Source organism: Natrinema altunense (genome assembly GCF_000731985.1).
GTDB lineage: Archaea > Halobacteriota > Halobacteria > Halobacteriales > Natrialbaceae > Natrinema > Natrinema altunense.
Window position 1 is genome coordinate 305,119 of record NZ_JNCS01000003.1, and the last position, 14,359, is coordinate 319,477.

The following is a 14,359-nucleotide window of genomic DNA, read 5'->3' on the forward strand; positions in this document are numbered from 1 at the left end:
TGAGCCGGCTCCGCCGAGATACGACGCTGTGACGACGCAGTCGGTTCCGTTCGTCCGAACCGAATACGGCAGTCACGACGCCGCCGCTATCTATCGGCGAGTTTGACCCCTATTCTTAATACTGATAATCTGATAGGGTGCGACAGGCATGCTAAATATAGACATATACCGACGGGAGGAGTCATGCGATCGATCGTCCTGACGAAAGGCGTCCCGGACTTCTCCGAGGGGGCCGTCTCGTTCGACGAGGACGGTCACCTGGAGCGGGGGAAGACGCCGACAGTGATGAATCCGAACGACGAGTTCGCGCTGCAAGCCGCGCTCCAGACGACGGTCCGCCACGGCGGCCACGTCAGCGGCATGAGCATGGGGCCCCCGGGGTACGGCGAGGTCCTACAGGAGGCGATGGCGTCGGTCTACACCGACGACAGCTACCTGCTTTCGGATCGTGAACTCGCCGCCTCCGACACGTGGGCGACGGCGATCACGTTGAGCGCCGGCCTCGAGACGTACCAGGAGGAAGTCGCCGACATCGACCTCGTCTTTGCCGGGTTCAAGACGGCGGACGGCGAGACGGGTCAGACCGGCCCGCAGACGTGCTGGGCGATGGAGTGGCCGATCGTCACGCACGTCATCGCGCTCGACGTCGACCCCGACGAACGGACCCTGCGCGCGAAACGGCTCGTCGAGGGCGATCTCGACGAAATCGAGACGGTCGAAGCGCCCTTGCCCTGTTTCGTCGTCACCGATCCGGAGTTCGAGCCGACCTATCGGAAGGCGTCTCATCGGTTGACGCACAAAGCGCTCCGAGCGGAAACCGAAGAGCGGGCCGCCGAGCACGACGACCACCTGACGACGTGGGATCACACCGATCTGAACCTCGATCCCGACTATATCGGGCTCGACGGCTCGCCGACGATCGTCTCCTCGGTCGACCCGATCCCCAAAGCACCATCCGAACGGGAGGCGACGATGATCGATCCCCACGACGAGGGCATGGGTGACGTACTCGAGGTAATGCAACCGTACGCCGCCGAGGTAGGTGAGTAACATGACGGAACTCGATCCGGACGACCACACTGTCGACGAACTGACCGCGGCACTCGAGACGATCGACGACGCGGACGACCTGCAGTCGATTCTCGAGGCGGAACGGGCCGGCCAGGACCGAGCAACGGCTCGCGAGGCGGTCCACCGGCGGCTCGAGGAGATCGGTACCGCATCGGACGCCGAGAGCACGGACGGTGACGGCGGTGACACCGACGACGCGGAGAGCGAGCCGGACGAGGCAGACGGTGAAGACCCGGAGGAGGACGACGCCCTCTCTCATCCCACCCGTGACAAGAAACACGTCCGGGCGCTCGAGGACGGCGACTACGCGGACATGTGGATCTTCTGTGAGACGCAGGGCGGGGAGTTGCTCGACGTCTCGCGGGAGATGCTCGGCAAGGGCCGTGAACTGATGGATCAGTTCGAGGCGGACTACGGCGATCAGGAGGCGGTCGTCGCGTTCCTGATGGGCGACGACTGCGAGGATCTCGCCGAGGAGTGCATCGCCTACGGGGCCGACGTCGCGGTCTACCACGAGGACGAGCGCCTCGAGCGGTTCCTGCACGACCCCTACACCGAGATCGCGGCCCACATGGCTCGGGGAGAGGGAACCGTCGAGAGCACCGACTGGCGCGAGTACGACGAGCCGCGCTACATCCTGTTCCCGGCGACGAACAACGGCCGCGATCTCTCGGCGAAGGTCCAGGCCGAACTCGACTCCGGACTCGCCTCGGACTGTTCGGACCTGTTCATCGAGGAAAGCGAGGTTTCCAACCCGGTCAAGACCGGCGAACCGGGGGTCAAGAAGACCGTCGAGAAGGTCCTGCACATGAAACGACCCGACTTCTCCGGCTTCGAGTACTCGACGATCCTCTGTCTCGACAACCCGAACCGGGACTTCCACCCGCAGGGGTGTTCGGTCATCCCGGGTAGCTTCGACCCGATGGAGCCGGACGCCGACCGTGACGGGCTGATCGTCGAACACGACATGGAACTGGCCGACGACTGGTTCCGCGTCGACATCACCGAACACGACCGGCTCGAGGCCGGAATCGACCTCACGGGTCACGACGTGATCGTCTGTCTCGGCCGCGGGATCGCCGACGATCCCACCGCGGGGATGGAACTGGGTCTCGACCTCGTGGACGCGTTCGAGGACGCCGCCCTCGGCATCACGCGGGGGATCGTCACCTCCTCCTACCAGTTCGAGGGACACGTCGAGGCGTACTCGGCGGAGGAACGCCAGATCGGCGAGACCGGCCAGGTCGTCGCGCCGGATGTCTACATCGCCGCCGGCGTCTCCGGCGCGGTCCAGCACAAGGTCGGCATGGACGAGTCGGATACGATCGTCGCGATCAACACCGATCCCGACGCCCGCATCAGGGACTTCAGCGATTACTTCGTCGAAGGTGACCTCTTCGAGGTCCTGCCGCGGCTGACCGAAGCGATCGAAGCGGGCGAGACCGACCTCGAGCCCGAGGCCGTCGCCGACGGGGGTGAGGACGATGACTGACGATCACGAACACTACGAGGCCGTCGTCGTCGGCTGTGGACCCGGTGGGGCCGCGGCGGCCGCGCGGCTCGCCGACCACGGCGTCGAGACGCTCGTCCTGGAGCGGGGTCCCGAAGCGGGCTCGAAGAACGTCTCCGGCGGATTGATTTACGCCGAGGAATCCGCGCCGTACACGCTCGACGACCTCTTCGATGGCTTCCGGGAGGCGGCGACCGAACGGCCCGTCACGGACTACTACATCCACAACGTGGCCGGGAACTCGGTCAAGACTTACGACCTGACCGACCTCCACGAGCACGACACCGACTGGTGTGATGCCGTGCTCCGTCGTGACATGGACTCCTGGCTCGAGACGCGGGTCCACGAGCAGACGAGCGAGACCGGTGGCGGCGTCCTGACGAACGTGCGGGTGAACGGCTTGCTCCGCGAACACGGCGAGATCGTCGGCGTCACCTGCGACGAACTCGAGCCGATCGAGGCGGACCTGATCGTCGCGGCCGACGGCGTCAACTCCGAACTCGCCCGCGACGCCGGACTGATGGACTGGGCGGAGCCCGAGGAGTGGTTCCAGGGGGTCAAGGCCGTCGTGGACATGCCCCCCGACGCGATCGACGACCGGTTCCACATCGGCCCCGAGGAGGGGGCCGCCCACCTGTTCTCGGGCGACCTCTTCGAGGACGTCCGCGGCGGCGGGTTCCTCTATACCAACGAGGACTCGCTGTCTATCGGGACCGTCTTCCACCTCGACAGTCTCGTCGAGCAGGCGGCCGAACCCCACGAACTGCTCGACGCCCTGCTGACCCACCCGCTGCTCGCCGGCTGGTTCAAAAACGAGTATCAGGAGCGCGAGTACGCGGCGAAGCTCGTTCCCGACTCGAAGAAGGTCGCCCACCGCCGGCCCTACCGCGACCGCCTCGTCCTCGTCGGCGACGCCGCCGGTCAGATGCAGGCCCAAGGGCCGATCATCAAGGGAATGAACCACGCCGTCACCGCCGGCGCGCTCGCGGCCGACGCCTTCGCCGTCACCCGCGGCAACGCCGACCCGGCAGCCGCCGGACGGCGCTACACTAAACTGCTCGAGGACTCCGGCACGATGGCCAAACTCCGGCCCCGCCGGTACGACCTCGCCCGAACCGTCGGCGAGCGCGACGCCGTGACCGACGCCGTCGAGCGAGTGCTCGCCTCGCCGCTCGGCTCGCTCGCGGTCGGGAACCCGATCGCGGACCGCCTGCTGCAGCGAGCGTACAACTCGCCGTTCCTGGTCTCGATGCTGCCGGATACGAAAACCGGCTACGTCTCCCTGCCGACGCTGATCGCCGAGGAACACGGCAAGACGATCCACTGGGAGAGCGACATCGAACCGCCGACGCTCGAGGAGCGCATCGGCGACCTCACCTACGATACCGACGTCGGCAATCCCCACATCGAACTCAGAGACGAGTCGGCCGAGGCCAGCGGCGCGGCAGTCACCGCCTGCCCGGTCAGTGCGCGGGACTTCGGCGGCGGCTGCTACCGCTCGGAGGCCGTCAAGACCAACGGGACCGAGGAGACGCTGGTCAGTCTCGACACCCAGCCCTGCGTCGAGTGTGGGACCTGTGCGATCGTCGCCGACACCGAGTGGGAACACCCCCGCGGCGGCAAGGGCGTCGAGTATCGCGAGGGGTAGAATGAGCCGGTACGGACCCCGCATCGCCGCACTCGCCCGCCGCGCCGAGCGCGATCGGGCGGCGTTCGACGACCACGGGTCCGACGAGTCGGCGGACACGGTTCCGGCCCACGATGACGCCGAGATCTACCTTCGCGAGGGTGCTGGACCCGCCATCTGGCTCTACGTCGAGGCCCGGACCGGCGGCCGTATGGTCCCGTTCACGCGACCCGAACTCGCCGCGCTCGAGGATGCGATGAACCGTTGGCTCGAGTGTTATGCGCGCTGTCACGGCGTGGCTCTCGAGGCCGAGTTTACGGTCCGCGAGGCGGCCGAACTCCTGCTCGAGACGCGCAACGTCGTCGATACGGCCCAGTTACTGACCCGCGTTCCGGAGCGACATCGGCGGTCGACTCCAGACTGACGACCACCCTTGTTCTCCCGAGCGGCGCGCGCCGATCGCAATCGGAAACGGGCGAGAGGCCGCCCCAAACCGCCCCGTACTTGACTCCCACGCAGTAGACGGGTATTCGACTATTCCCGTTGAGCGCAAAGTCAACTCGATGGCACGAGACGATCGGTTATCACGACGGCGAATGCTTCAGTTGACCGGTGTTGCGGCGTCGACGGCGTTCATCGCAGGCTGTGGCGGTGGTGGCAACGGCAATGGGAACGGTAACGGCAACGGCGGTGGCGGCGGTAACGGCGACGGGTTCGAGATCGAACCCGGCACGACGATCGATTTCAGTGGCGAGACCAGCCACTGGGAAGGACTCGCCCCGTCCGCTATCGAGGGCGAAGAGAACCCGACGCTCATCCTACAGGAGGGCGAAGATTACACGATCGGCTGGTCGGAAGGCAACGGGCAGCCACACAATATGGAAATACGGAACGAAAGCGACGAAGTGATCGGCGATCTCTCGACCGAAGTGGTGTCCGAGCCTGACGAGAATCAGATGCTCGACATCACGGCGAGCAGCGAGATGTACCAGTACGTCTGTCAGCCCCACGAGGCCCAGATGCGCGGCGATATGGAGATCGCGGGCGGCACCGGCGGCGGTGGCGGCAACGAGACTGCCGGCAACGAAACCGGCGACAACGAGACCAGCGGTAACGAAACCGGCGACAACGAAACCAGCGGTAACGAGACTAGCGGCAACGAGTCCGACGGGAACGAAAGCGGCAACGAAACCAGCGAGTGAGACCGGTCGGCGTCCGACGGGACGCCGTCCGCGACTCCCTCAGTAGATGAGTTCGTCGTCGTTCTCGACCATATACAGGGTCCGCGCAGCGATGTTGACGGTGTGATCGCCGACGCGTTCCAAGTCACGGATCGTCAACAGGAGCCGCGAAACGTCCTGTAGAATCCGTTCGACCTCCTCCGTCGACTCGAGTTCGCGCTCGATGAGGTCTCGAACGACGATCTCGCTGGCCCGTTCGGCGAACTGGTCGAGTTCGTCGTCGCGGGCGGCGAGCGCTCGACAGCTGTCGGTATCCTCGGTGTCGTAGGCGAGCATCGCGTCCTCGAGCATGTCGAGGGTCAACTCGCCCATCTCCTGAACGTCGACGTCGGGGAACAGGTCCCGCTCGGCGTCCATCGTGTACTCGCCGAGGTTGGTCGCCAGGTCGGCGATCCGCTCTAGGTCGGTGATGATCTTGAACGAGGCGGCGATGAACCGCAGGTCGCTCGCGACCGGCTGCTGCAACGCGAGCAGGTCGATGCAGTCCTGTTCGAGATCGAGATACATCCGGTTGATCTCGCCGTCGCCCTCGATCACTTCGCGGGCGAGGTCCTCGTCTTTCTGCTCGAGGGCGTCCATGCCCATTCGAAGCCGTTCCATGACGACCTCGCTCATGTAGAGGACGTCCTCACGGAGGTCCGTGAGCTTTTCCTGGTAGGATTGTCTGGCCATACTGGTTGCAACCTGCCCATCCGTGATAAAGACTGCGTGCGATACCACCTCGATCGCCGTCCCGTCGAGTCCGTGCTCGGCGTCTCCGACGGTCCCGATTGGCGGTTCCACCGGCGGACAGCGTTTGGTTATCGGAACCATTCGAGTATCGGCTCCGCGGTATCCGACCGGGTTCCGGTCTCGAGGCCGTATTTCCTGCCGATTAGACCGCCGAGAATGACGGTTACGGCGAACGCCGATGTCAGCGCGTTCAGAAGTAGCCAATCGAACGAAAGTCCGTACAGCGTTCGATCGAAGGGGGCGAGCAGTCGGACACCACCGGAGAGGAAATCGAAGCCGACGTGGGAACCGAATCCGATGGCAGCGGGTCGCCGAGGGCCGACGGACGAGAGGAGGGCGATCACGACGATCCCACCGAGCAGCGAGTGTGTAAGTCCCCGATGGGCCCACAGGACGCCCCCAGCGTAGCCGCTGTCGACCAGCGGCCGAAACACGAACGTGTCGCTATCGGGGACGGCGGCGGCGAGCGCCCCGACGAGGTACGGTTCGGCTCGTCCCGGCCGACGGAGAACCGAAATCAGTGCCAGACTGAGCAGGATGTGGACCCCGGTGGCGACCATGGGTCTCGAGACCATGCGATACCCGACAATAAGCGGCATGGTCAGCCGGAGATAATTAGTCGACTGCTCGAGGGTCTCGATCGAGAGACTCCCACCCTCGCACGGATCGACGCGACGATGACTCGATCGAGACCGGACGGCACGCGACGAGCCGGTTATCCGAACTTGCCGGTGATGTAGTCCTCGACGCGGTCGTGCTCGGGGTTCTCGAAGATTTTGTCAGTGTCGTCGAACTCGACGAGTTCGCCGCCGGTCAGGAAGACCGCCGTCTTATCCGAGATCCGGGCCGCCTGTTGCATGTTGTGAGTGACGATGACGACGGTATACTCCTCGGCGAGGTCCTCGATCAGGTCCTCGATCTTCGAGGTCGCGATCGGGTCCAGCGCGGAGGCCGGCTCGTCCATCAGAATCACGTCCGGGTCCGGCGCGATCGCCCGGGCGATACAGAGGCGCTGTTGTTGGCCACCCGAGAGGTCCAGTCCGCTCGAGTCCAGTTGGTCTTCGACTTCATCGAGCAACGCCGCCCGCTCGAGGGCGGTGTGTACTTTCTCGTCGACGTTGTCCTTTTTCCCCTGGACTTTGAGCCCGTAGGCGACGTTGTCGCGGATGCTCTTCGGGAAGGGATTGGGCGACTGGAAGACCATGCCGATCTTCCGGCGCAGGGCGACGGGATCGACGTCGTCGTCGTAGACGTTCTTCCCGTCGAAGCGCAGTTCGCCCTCGACGCGGGCGCTGTCGACGAGGTCGTTCATCCGGTTGATACACCGGAGGAACGTCGATTTCCCACAGCCCGACGGTCCGATGACCGCCGTGACTTGCTTTTCGGGGATCTCGATGTCGACGTCGGAGAGCGCTTGTTCCTCCCCGTAGTAGACGCTCAGGTCTCGCGCCTCGAGCAGGGTCCGGTCGGTCGTCGTTTCCCAGCCGGAATCGGCAGTGTCGGCGAGGCCGTCGGTGCCCGGCGTCGGGGTGGTCTGGTCGTCGGTCGGTTCCGTTTCCGAGGGAGTCATCTGTTCGTTAGTCATTGTCAGGTGCGCTGTTGATACCGGTTCCGGATGACGATCGCGATCGAGTTGATCGTAAGCAAGACGACGAGGAGCGTGACGACGCCGGCGGCGACGACGCCGTACTGGAACTCCGTCTGTGGATAGGACGCCCAGTTGTAAATCTGGAGCGGCATGGCGCTGACTTTGCTGAAGAAGCTGTTGGGCAGTCCGAACACCGTCGTCGGCGCGGCGATCATGATCAGCGGTGCCGTCTCGCCGATCGCGCGGCCGAGCGCGAGGATCGTCCCGGTCATGATGCCGGGCATCGCGCGGGGCAACACGACGTTGCGGATCGTCTGCCACTTCGTCGCGCCCATCCCGTACGACGCCTGTCGCTGGGAGTCGGGGACGGCCCGAATCGCCTCTTGGGCGGAGATGATCACGATCGGCAGGATGAGCAGGGCGATGGTAAACGCGGCCGCCAGTACCGTCCCGTAGCCGATGTTGAACAGGCCCACGAACAGGCCCAGTCCCAACAGGCCGTAGACGACCGAGGGGACGCCTGCGAGGTTCGCGATATTGAGTTGGATGAACCGCGTGAGGTAGCCGTCGTCGGCGTACTCCTCGAGGTAGACCGCGGCCCCGACGCCGAGCGGGAAGGTGACGAGCGCGATCATCAGCATGATCGCGATCGAGCCGACGAGCGCGGGCAGGAACCCGGCTTCGTAGGGGTCGGGGTGTGGCGGGTTCGTGAGGAACTGCCAGTCGAGCCAGCCGACGGCGTCGACGGCGACGTTCAACAACAACGCCGCGAGTGACACGATGCCGATCAGCGTCGCCGCGAGCGCGAGCAGGCGGAACGCGACGTCTTTCGTCCGACTGACGCGCCCGAAGCCGTCGGCGGGCGTCTCTCCGGTGTCGGCCGCCATCAGCGATACACCTCCCGATACCGCGACGCGACGAGTTCACTGATCAGGTTCATGACGAAGGTGATGACGAACAGGGTCAGACCGACCGCGAAGAGGCTCTTGTACGCCGGGCCTTGCCCGACGATGTCGCCGGTGCCGATCTGGACCATCGCGGAGGTCATCGGCTGGATCGAATCGAGGAACATCCCCGCCGGGTCGGTCAGGTCGATCATCCGCGGCGTCTGGCCCGCGGCGATGGCGACGATCATCGTCTCGCCGATCGCCCGCGAGAGCGCGAGGATAAAGGAGGAGAAGATCCCCGATAGCGCCGCCGGCACGACGACCGACGTCGAGACGGTGAACTTCGTCGCGCCGAGCCCGTAACTGGCCTGCCGCAGCGAATCCGGAACGGCGCTCATCGCGTCCTCGCTGATCGAGGACACCATCGGGATGATCATGATGCCGACCATGATCGAGGCCGACAGCGCGTTGAACGTCGAGAGATCGACCGGCAGGATCGCATCGATCGCCGGCGTGACGTAGACCAGCGCGAAGTAGCCGTAGACGACCGTCGGGACGCCGGCGAGTACCTCGAGCGCCGGTTTGAGATAGGCCCGCTGTCGATCGGAGGCGTACTCGCTGAGATAGATGGCGGTCAGGAGTCCGATCGGGAGTGCGACCATCGCCGACCCGATCGTGATGACCAGCGTCCCCGAGATCAGCGGGAGGACGCCGAAGGCGATCGGCTCGTTCGTCGGACTCCAGCGCGTGCCGGTGAGGAAGTCGACGAGCGAAACCTGCGCGAAGAAGTCGACCGCGTCGAGCAACAGCGTCAGAATGATCGCGACGGTCGTCAGGATCGACAGGAGCGCACACAGCATGAAGAGATAGCGGAACGCGGTACCCCGCGCCGTGCGGATCCCGTCGTGGGAGAAGTCCGGCTGGCTCATGCCGTCACCTCCGCGATCGCGGTCTCGAGTTTCTCTATGTTCTCGTCGCGTTTCTCCTCGGTGATCGGCACGTAGCCGACCTCCGAGACCAGGTCCGTCGCGGCCCGCTTCATGTAGAACCGGACGAAGTCACGGACGGCTTCCTTCTCGAGCGACTCCTTGGCGACGTAGATGAATAGGGGTCGCGAGAGGGGCGTGTACTCGCCGTTCATCGCCGTCTCGATCGACGGCTCGACGCAGCCGTCGCCGTCGTCGACCGAGATCGCCTTGATCGAGTCCGGGTTCTCGCTGTAGTACGAGAAGCCGAAGTAGCCCATCGCGTACTCCGATCCCTGCACCCCTTGGACGATCGTTCGGTCGCGCTCGGTCGCGTGGTAATCGCTGCGGTGGTTTTCCTCCTCGCCGATGATGGCCTCGTTGAAGTAGTCGAACGTGCCGGAGGTCGTCGCGGCCCCGTACAGTTCGAACGGTTCGTCGGGCCACTCCCCGTTGATATCGCTCCAGTGAGTCGCGCCGTCGGCGCGCCAGATCTCGCGGAGCTGTTCGACGGTGAGACAGTCGATCCAGTCGGCGTTGGGGTTGGCGACGACCGTCAGCGCGTCGGTCGCGACCTGGAACTCGATCGGCGTGATACCGTTGTTCCCGCACTGTTCGATCTCGGCGTCGGCGATCGCCCGACTCGCGTTGTTAATGTCGGTTCGTCCCGCACAGAAGAAGTTCCCGAACCCACCGCCGGTTCCGGTCTTACTGAGCGAGAGGTTGACGGTGGGGTTCCGCTCGGAAAACGAGGAGGCGATCGCCTCGGTCACGGGGAAGACGGTACTGCTCCCCGCGATGTTTACGTTGTTGCCCTCAGTGGCGAAAACGCCGGCACAACCGGCCAACCCGCCGGAGAGGCCAACACTTGCCGCGGCGAGAAAATCACGCCGACCGAGTCCGGCCGGCAAAGACGCCGTGGAATCTCTCGACATCACCGAATCGAAGCCACAGAGCGGATAAGTATACTACTATGATCCCTATATAGTGCTATATACTGTCTGCCGGCGCTGATGGGGACACGTCGAGTACCGACAGCGGTCCAGGGAACGCGTACATATGCCAATAGTTACCGTTCCGTTTATTCGGACCCCGCGAACGGAAAACATTCCGGACCGGTTGCGAGCGGAATAACGACGACATATATAGATTCGATCGCCGTACCACGGGCAGCCGACTACGCGACGCGAGGTTCGTCCGAGAGCGCACCGCTACTCGAGGGGGACCGTGACGAATTCGTGGCTATCCGTGCACCGGACGGTCTCTTCGGAGGGAAATGTCGAGCGGCCGGGCCACTGAAGCGAGGGACTTCGGGTACTGTCCGTGAAAAGAGGGGACGACGAGGAATCGATAGCGACTCGTAGGACTCCGGGGATCGAGCCGATCCACTGTTTGGGTGCTCGTGGTACCGACTCGACGCGACGGACGCTCACCGAGAACCGAGAGCGGCCGTCAAACGAGCAACTCCTCGCTGTTCTCGAGGGCGTATACCGTGCGTGCGGCCACGTTTACCGCGTGATCGCCGACCCGCTCGAGGTCGCGAACGATCACGAACGTCCGCGAGACGTCCGTAATCACGTCCTCGACTGGTGGTCGACTGTCACCGTCTCGGAGCCAGCCGCCGTTTCTCCTACCGTCTTCGATGCGCCGCTCGATGAGCGTCCGTACGATACGCTCGGTGACGCTGGCACAGCGCCCGTCCAGTTCGTCGTCACGGTCGGCGATATCGAAACAGGCCTCCACGTCATCCGCGACGAACGCCTCGAGTGCCCGCTCGACCTGCTCGAGGGCGAGCGCGGCGAGCCGTTCGAAATCGACATCGGGGAGCGGGGGAGACGACCCGGTCGAATCCAGCGTGTATGCCGCGAGATTGGTCGCGAGATCGCCGATCCGTTCGAGATCCGTGACGATCTTGAACGCGGCGACGACGAACCGGAGGTCGCCGGCGACGGGTTGGTGAAGTGCGAGCAGGTCGAGACACTCCCGCTCGAGTTCGAGGGACCGGTCGTTGACGGCGTCGTCGCTCGCGATCACCGCACGTGCGAGCGCACGGTCGTCGGTAAACAACGCGGTGACGGCGTCGTCGAGTTGCGCATGGACCCGGTCGCCGATCGCGACGACTGCGTCGCGAAGCCGCTCGAGACGCGCCCGATAGTCCTCGCGGGTCATTACCCGAACTTGCCGGTGATGTAGTCCTCGACGCGGTCGTGTTCGGGGTTCTCGAAGATTTTGTCGGTGTCGTCGAACTCGACGAGTTCGCCGCCGGTCAGGAAGACCGCCGTCTTATCCGAGATCCGGGCCGCCTGTTGCATGTTGTGGGTGACGATGATCACCGTGTACTCCTCGGCGAGATCCTCGATCAGGTCCTCGATCTTCGAGGTCGCGATCGGATCGAGCGCGGAGGCCGGTTCGTCCATCAGGAGCACGTCCGGATCGGGCGCGATCGCCCGGGCGATACAGAGGCGCTGTTGTTGGCCACCCGAGAGGTCCAGTCCGCTCGAGTCCAGTTGGTCTTCGACTTCATCGAGCAACGCCGCCCGCTCGAGGGCACGATGCACCGTTTCGTCGACATCGCCTGCTTTGTCCTGTACCTCCAGTCCGAACGCGACGTTGTCGCGGATGCTCTTCGGGAAGGGATTGGGCGACTGGAAGACCATGCCGATCTTCCGGCGCAGGGCGACGGGATCGACGTCGTCGTCGTAGACGTTTTTCCCCTCGAATCGGAGTTCGCCCTCGACGCGCGCAGCATCGATGAGATCGTTCATTCGGTTGATACACCGGAGGAACGTCGATTTCCCGCAGCCAGAGGGGCCGATGAGCGCCGTGACGCCGTTTTCCGGGATCTCGATAGTGACGTCCTGTAGGGCCTGGACGCCGTCATAGAAGACGTCGAGATTCCGCGTCTCGAGCACTGCATCGGCATCCCCGGACAGGGACCCGCTGGTGACGTCGAACGAGTCGTCGAGCAGCGAGTCGCTCGTCGCGTCGGGTCGTGTGGTCGGTTCGGAGACGGCCGGTCCGCTGCCGTCAGTTCGCTGTTCGTCGCTGTCGTCGGCTTTCCGTGTATCGTTTCGAGTCATCTCAGTCACGTCTCTGGTACTTGTTGCGAAGCAGGATCGCGGTGCCGTTCATCATCAGGAGGACGACGAGCAAGACGAGGACGCCGGCCGCAAGGACGCCGTGATAGAAGTCCGGCTTGGCCAGTTGCGCCCACGAGTAGAGCTGTCGGGGCATCGCACTGAACAGTCCGAAGAACGACCTCGGGGAAATCCGGACGACCGCTGCGACACCGACCATCAACAGCGGTGCCGTCTCGCCGATCGCGCGGCCGAGCGCGAGAATGGTTCCGGTCATGATGCCGGGCATCGCTCGCGGCAAGACGACGGTCCGCACCGTCTGCCATCGCGTCGCGCCGATCCCGTAGGCTGCCCGCCGCTGGGAGTCGGGCACCGCCCTGATCGCCTCCTGTGCGGAGATAATGATGATCGGCAGAATGAGCAGCGAGACGGTCAGCCCGCCAACGATGACGATTCCGGGCCGCAACTCACCCACCTTGACGAACAGCGCCAGGCCGAGTAGTCCGTAGACGACCGACGGGACGCCGGCGAGATTCGCGATGTTGATCTCGATGAGTTCGACGATCGATCCGCTCAGTCCGCTCGTCGGCGCGTACTCCTCGAGATAGATCGCGGCCCCGACACCGACGGGAAACGCCGCGAGTGCGACGACGATGATCATCATCACCGACCCGACGAGCGCGGGATAGATACCGGCCTCCCGCGGCGTTCGATTGTGAGCGCTGGTCAGGAACTCCCAGTCGATCCAGACGTCAGGTCCGGCGAACCCGGCCGTTTCGACGATGACAGCGCAGACGACGACGCCGGCCGCGAGTGCGACCGGCAGCGCGAGTCCGGAAACGCCTTTCCCACCTCTGTAAACCCGCTCGACGTACAGTCCGACGGGAACACCGACGACCGTCGTCAGAACGAGCCACGTCGTCCAGGAGACGCCGACGACCGGTCCGGCGACGGCACCGATGGCGGCCGCGGCGACAGTCACCCCGCCAGCGATCAGACCCGCACGGTCGCTTTCGCGGGCGCGACGGACGGACCAGCCGGCTCCCACTCCGATCGGAACTACGAACGTTCCCAGAAGCGCCAGCGGGGCCATCGGGAGGACCGGAAGCGAGAGGAGTAGCGTCCGGAGGCTGGGAACGAGTCCGGGAACGCCGACGATCGTGAGTCCGATCACGGCCGCACCGACCACGACTCGCTCGAGTGCCCCGGCATCCCGAGCCCGACCATGGAACTCGAGTGCGCCGTACGCCACGAGCGAAGCGACGACGAGCGCGAGCCACTCGTGTGGGCTCACGATGTGTCTGAAAACGATGCTAACGCCGCCAGCGAGCAGCGTCGCGGCGACGGGCAATCCAAGCGCCGTGTACGCGACTTCACCCGCCCGGGGAGCGAAACGATAGTAGTAGATCGAGAGGACGATTGCCGGACCCGCGACGGTCGTCGCGACCGTCGCCCACCACGCCGGATCGGCCGTTCCGGGTTCGATCGCGTCGATCGCTACGTAGACGAGAAAGACGAACACGAGAAACAGCGCGAGCAGCGTCGCGCCGAGGCAGCCGGCTTTGAACAGTAGCCCACGGAGCTGGCTCACCTGTCCGTCCGCGCCGAACCAGGTGCCCGTCGACTCGTCGGTCGTGGCCATCAGCGACCCACCTCCGTTG

General features: G+C 64.8%; 14 protein-coding genes. 5 read left to right on the forward strand and 9 right to left on the reverse strand.

The genetic code is table 11. From position 1 onward, the window contains the following. Nucleotides 1–183: 183 nt before the first annotated feature. From ALTAJ2_RS08310 to ALTAJ2_RS08330, 5 genes are all read left to right on the forward strand, one after another. Nucleotides 184–1,050, forward strand: a complete 867-nt coding sequence (locus ALTAJ2_RS08310; protein WP_007109073.1) for an electron transfer flavoprotein subunit beta/FixA family protein — start codon at nt 184–186, stop codon at nt 1,048–1,050. 1 nt (nt 1,051) lies between these two features. Beyond that, entirely contained in the window at nt 1,052–2,563 is a 1,512-nt protein-coding gene (locus tag ALTAJ2_RS08315) for an electron transfer flavoprotein subunit alpha/FixB family protein (RefSeq protein ID WP_007109072.1), read from the forward strand. After that, nucleotides 2,556–4,229, forward strand: a complete 1,674-nt coding sequence (locus ALTAJ2_RS08320; protein WP_007109071.1) for an FAD-dependent monooxygenase — start codon at nt 2,556–2,558, stop codon at nt 4,227–4,229. Before ALTAJ2_RS08315 ends, ALTAJ2_RS08320 begins: the two co-directional genes overlap by 8 nt. A gap of 1 nt (nt 4,230) precedes the next feature. Then, entirely contained in the window at nt 4,231–4,632 is a 402-nt protein-coding gene (locus ALTAJ2_RS08325; RefSeq protein WP_007109070.1) for a hypothetical protein, read from the forward strand. A gap of 172 nt (nt 4,633–4,804) precedes the next feature. After that, nucleotides 4,805–5,410, forward strand: coding sequence for a plastocyanin/azurin family copper-binding protein (locus ALTAJ2_RS08330; RefSeq protein ID WP_007109069.1), 606 nt, complete (start codon nt 4,805–4,807; stop codon nt 5,408–5,410). Between the two features lie 39 nt (nt 5,411–5,449). Here ALTAJ2_RS08330 and phoU (ALTAJ2_RS08335) read toward each other — a convergent pair whose 3' ends face one another. The 9 genes from phoU (ALTAJ2_RS08335) to pstA (ALTAJ2_RS08375) form a co-directional block, all read right to left on the reverse strand. Then, the gene (gene phoU, locus ALTAJ2_RS08335) at nt 5,450–6,121 is read right to left on the reverse strand and encodes a phosphate signaling complex protein PhoU (protein ID WP_007109068.1); all 672 of its coding nucleotides are present in this window, start codon (nt 6,119–6,121) and stop codon (nt 5,450–5,452) included. A gap of 128 nt (nt 6,122–6,249) precedes the next feature. Further along, a complete protein-coding gene (locus tag ALTAJ2_RS08340) occupies nt 6,250–6,741 on the reverse strand; it encodes a metal-dependent hydrolase (RefSeq protein WP_007109067.1) in 492 nt (163 codons plus the stop codon). Nucleotides 6,742–6,896: 155 nt separating this feature from the next. Then, entirely contained in the window at nt 6,897–7,766 is an 870-nt protein-coding gene (gene pstB, locus ALTAJ2_RS08345; RefSeq protein WP_050031448.1) for a phosphate ABC transporter ATP-binding protein PstB, read from the reverse strand. A gap of 2 nt (nt 7,767–7,768) precedes the next feature. Next, nucleotides 7,769–8,656 (reverse strand): phosphate ABC transporter permease PstA, encoded by an 888-nt coding sequence (gene pstA, locus ALTAJ2_RS08350; protein ID WP_007109065.1) that lies wholly within the window; start codon nt 8,654–8,656, stop codon nt 7,769–7,771. Continuing rightward, nucleotides 8,656–9,585 (reverse strand): phosphate ABC transporter permease subunit PstC, encoded by a 930-nt coding sequence (pstC, locus tag ALTAJ2_RS08355; RefSeq protein ID WP_007109064.1) that lies wholly within the window; start codon nt 9,583–9,585, stop codon nt 8,656–8,658. The genes pstA (ALTAJ2_RS08350) and pstC overlap by 1 nt, the downstream gene beginning before the upstream one ends. After that, entirely contained in the window at nt 9,582–10,556 is a 975-nt protein-coding gene (locus tag ALTAJ2_RS08360) for a PstS family phosphate ABC transporter substrate-binding protein (protein ID WP_049900170.1), read from the reverse strand. The genes pstC and ALTAJ2_RS08360 overlap by 4 nt, the downstream gene beginning before the upstream one ends. 517 nt (nt 10,557–11,073) lie before the next feature. Next, on the reverse strand, nt 11,074–11,790 hold the full coding sequence (gene phoU, locus ALTAJ2_RS08365) for a phosphate signaling complex protein PhoU (protein WP_007109062.1): 717 nt from the start codon (nt 11,788–11,790) through the stop codon (nt 11,074–11,076). Next, nucleotides 11,790–12,701 carry a phosphate ABC transporter ATP-binding protein PstB gene (gene pstB, locus ALTAJ2_RS08370; RefSeq protein WP_081904732.1) on the reverse strand — a complete coding sequence of 304 codons (912 nt, stop codon included), beginning with the start codon at nt 12,699–12,701 and terminating at the stop codon, nt 11,790–11,792. Before pstB (ALTAJ2_RS08370) ends, phoU (ALTAJ2_RS08365) begins: the two co-directional genes overlap by 1 nt. 1 nt (nt 12,702) lies before the next feature. After that, nucleotides 12,703–14,340 carry a phosphate ABC transporter permease PstA gene (gene pstA, locus ALTAJ2_RS08375; RefSeq protein ID WP_007109061.1) on the reverse strand — a complete coding sequence of 546 codons (1,638 nt, stop codon included), beginning with the start codon at nt 14,338–14,340 and terminating at the stop codon, nt 12,703–12,705. Nucleotides 14,341–14,359: the final 19 nt, after the last annotated feature.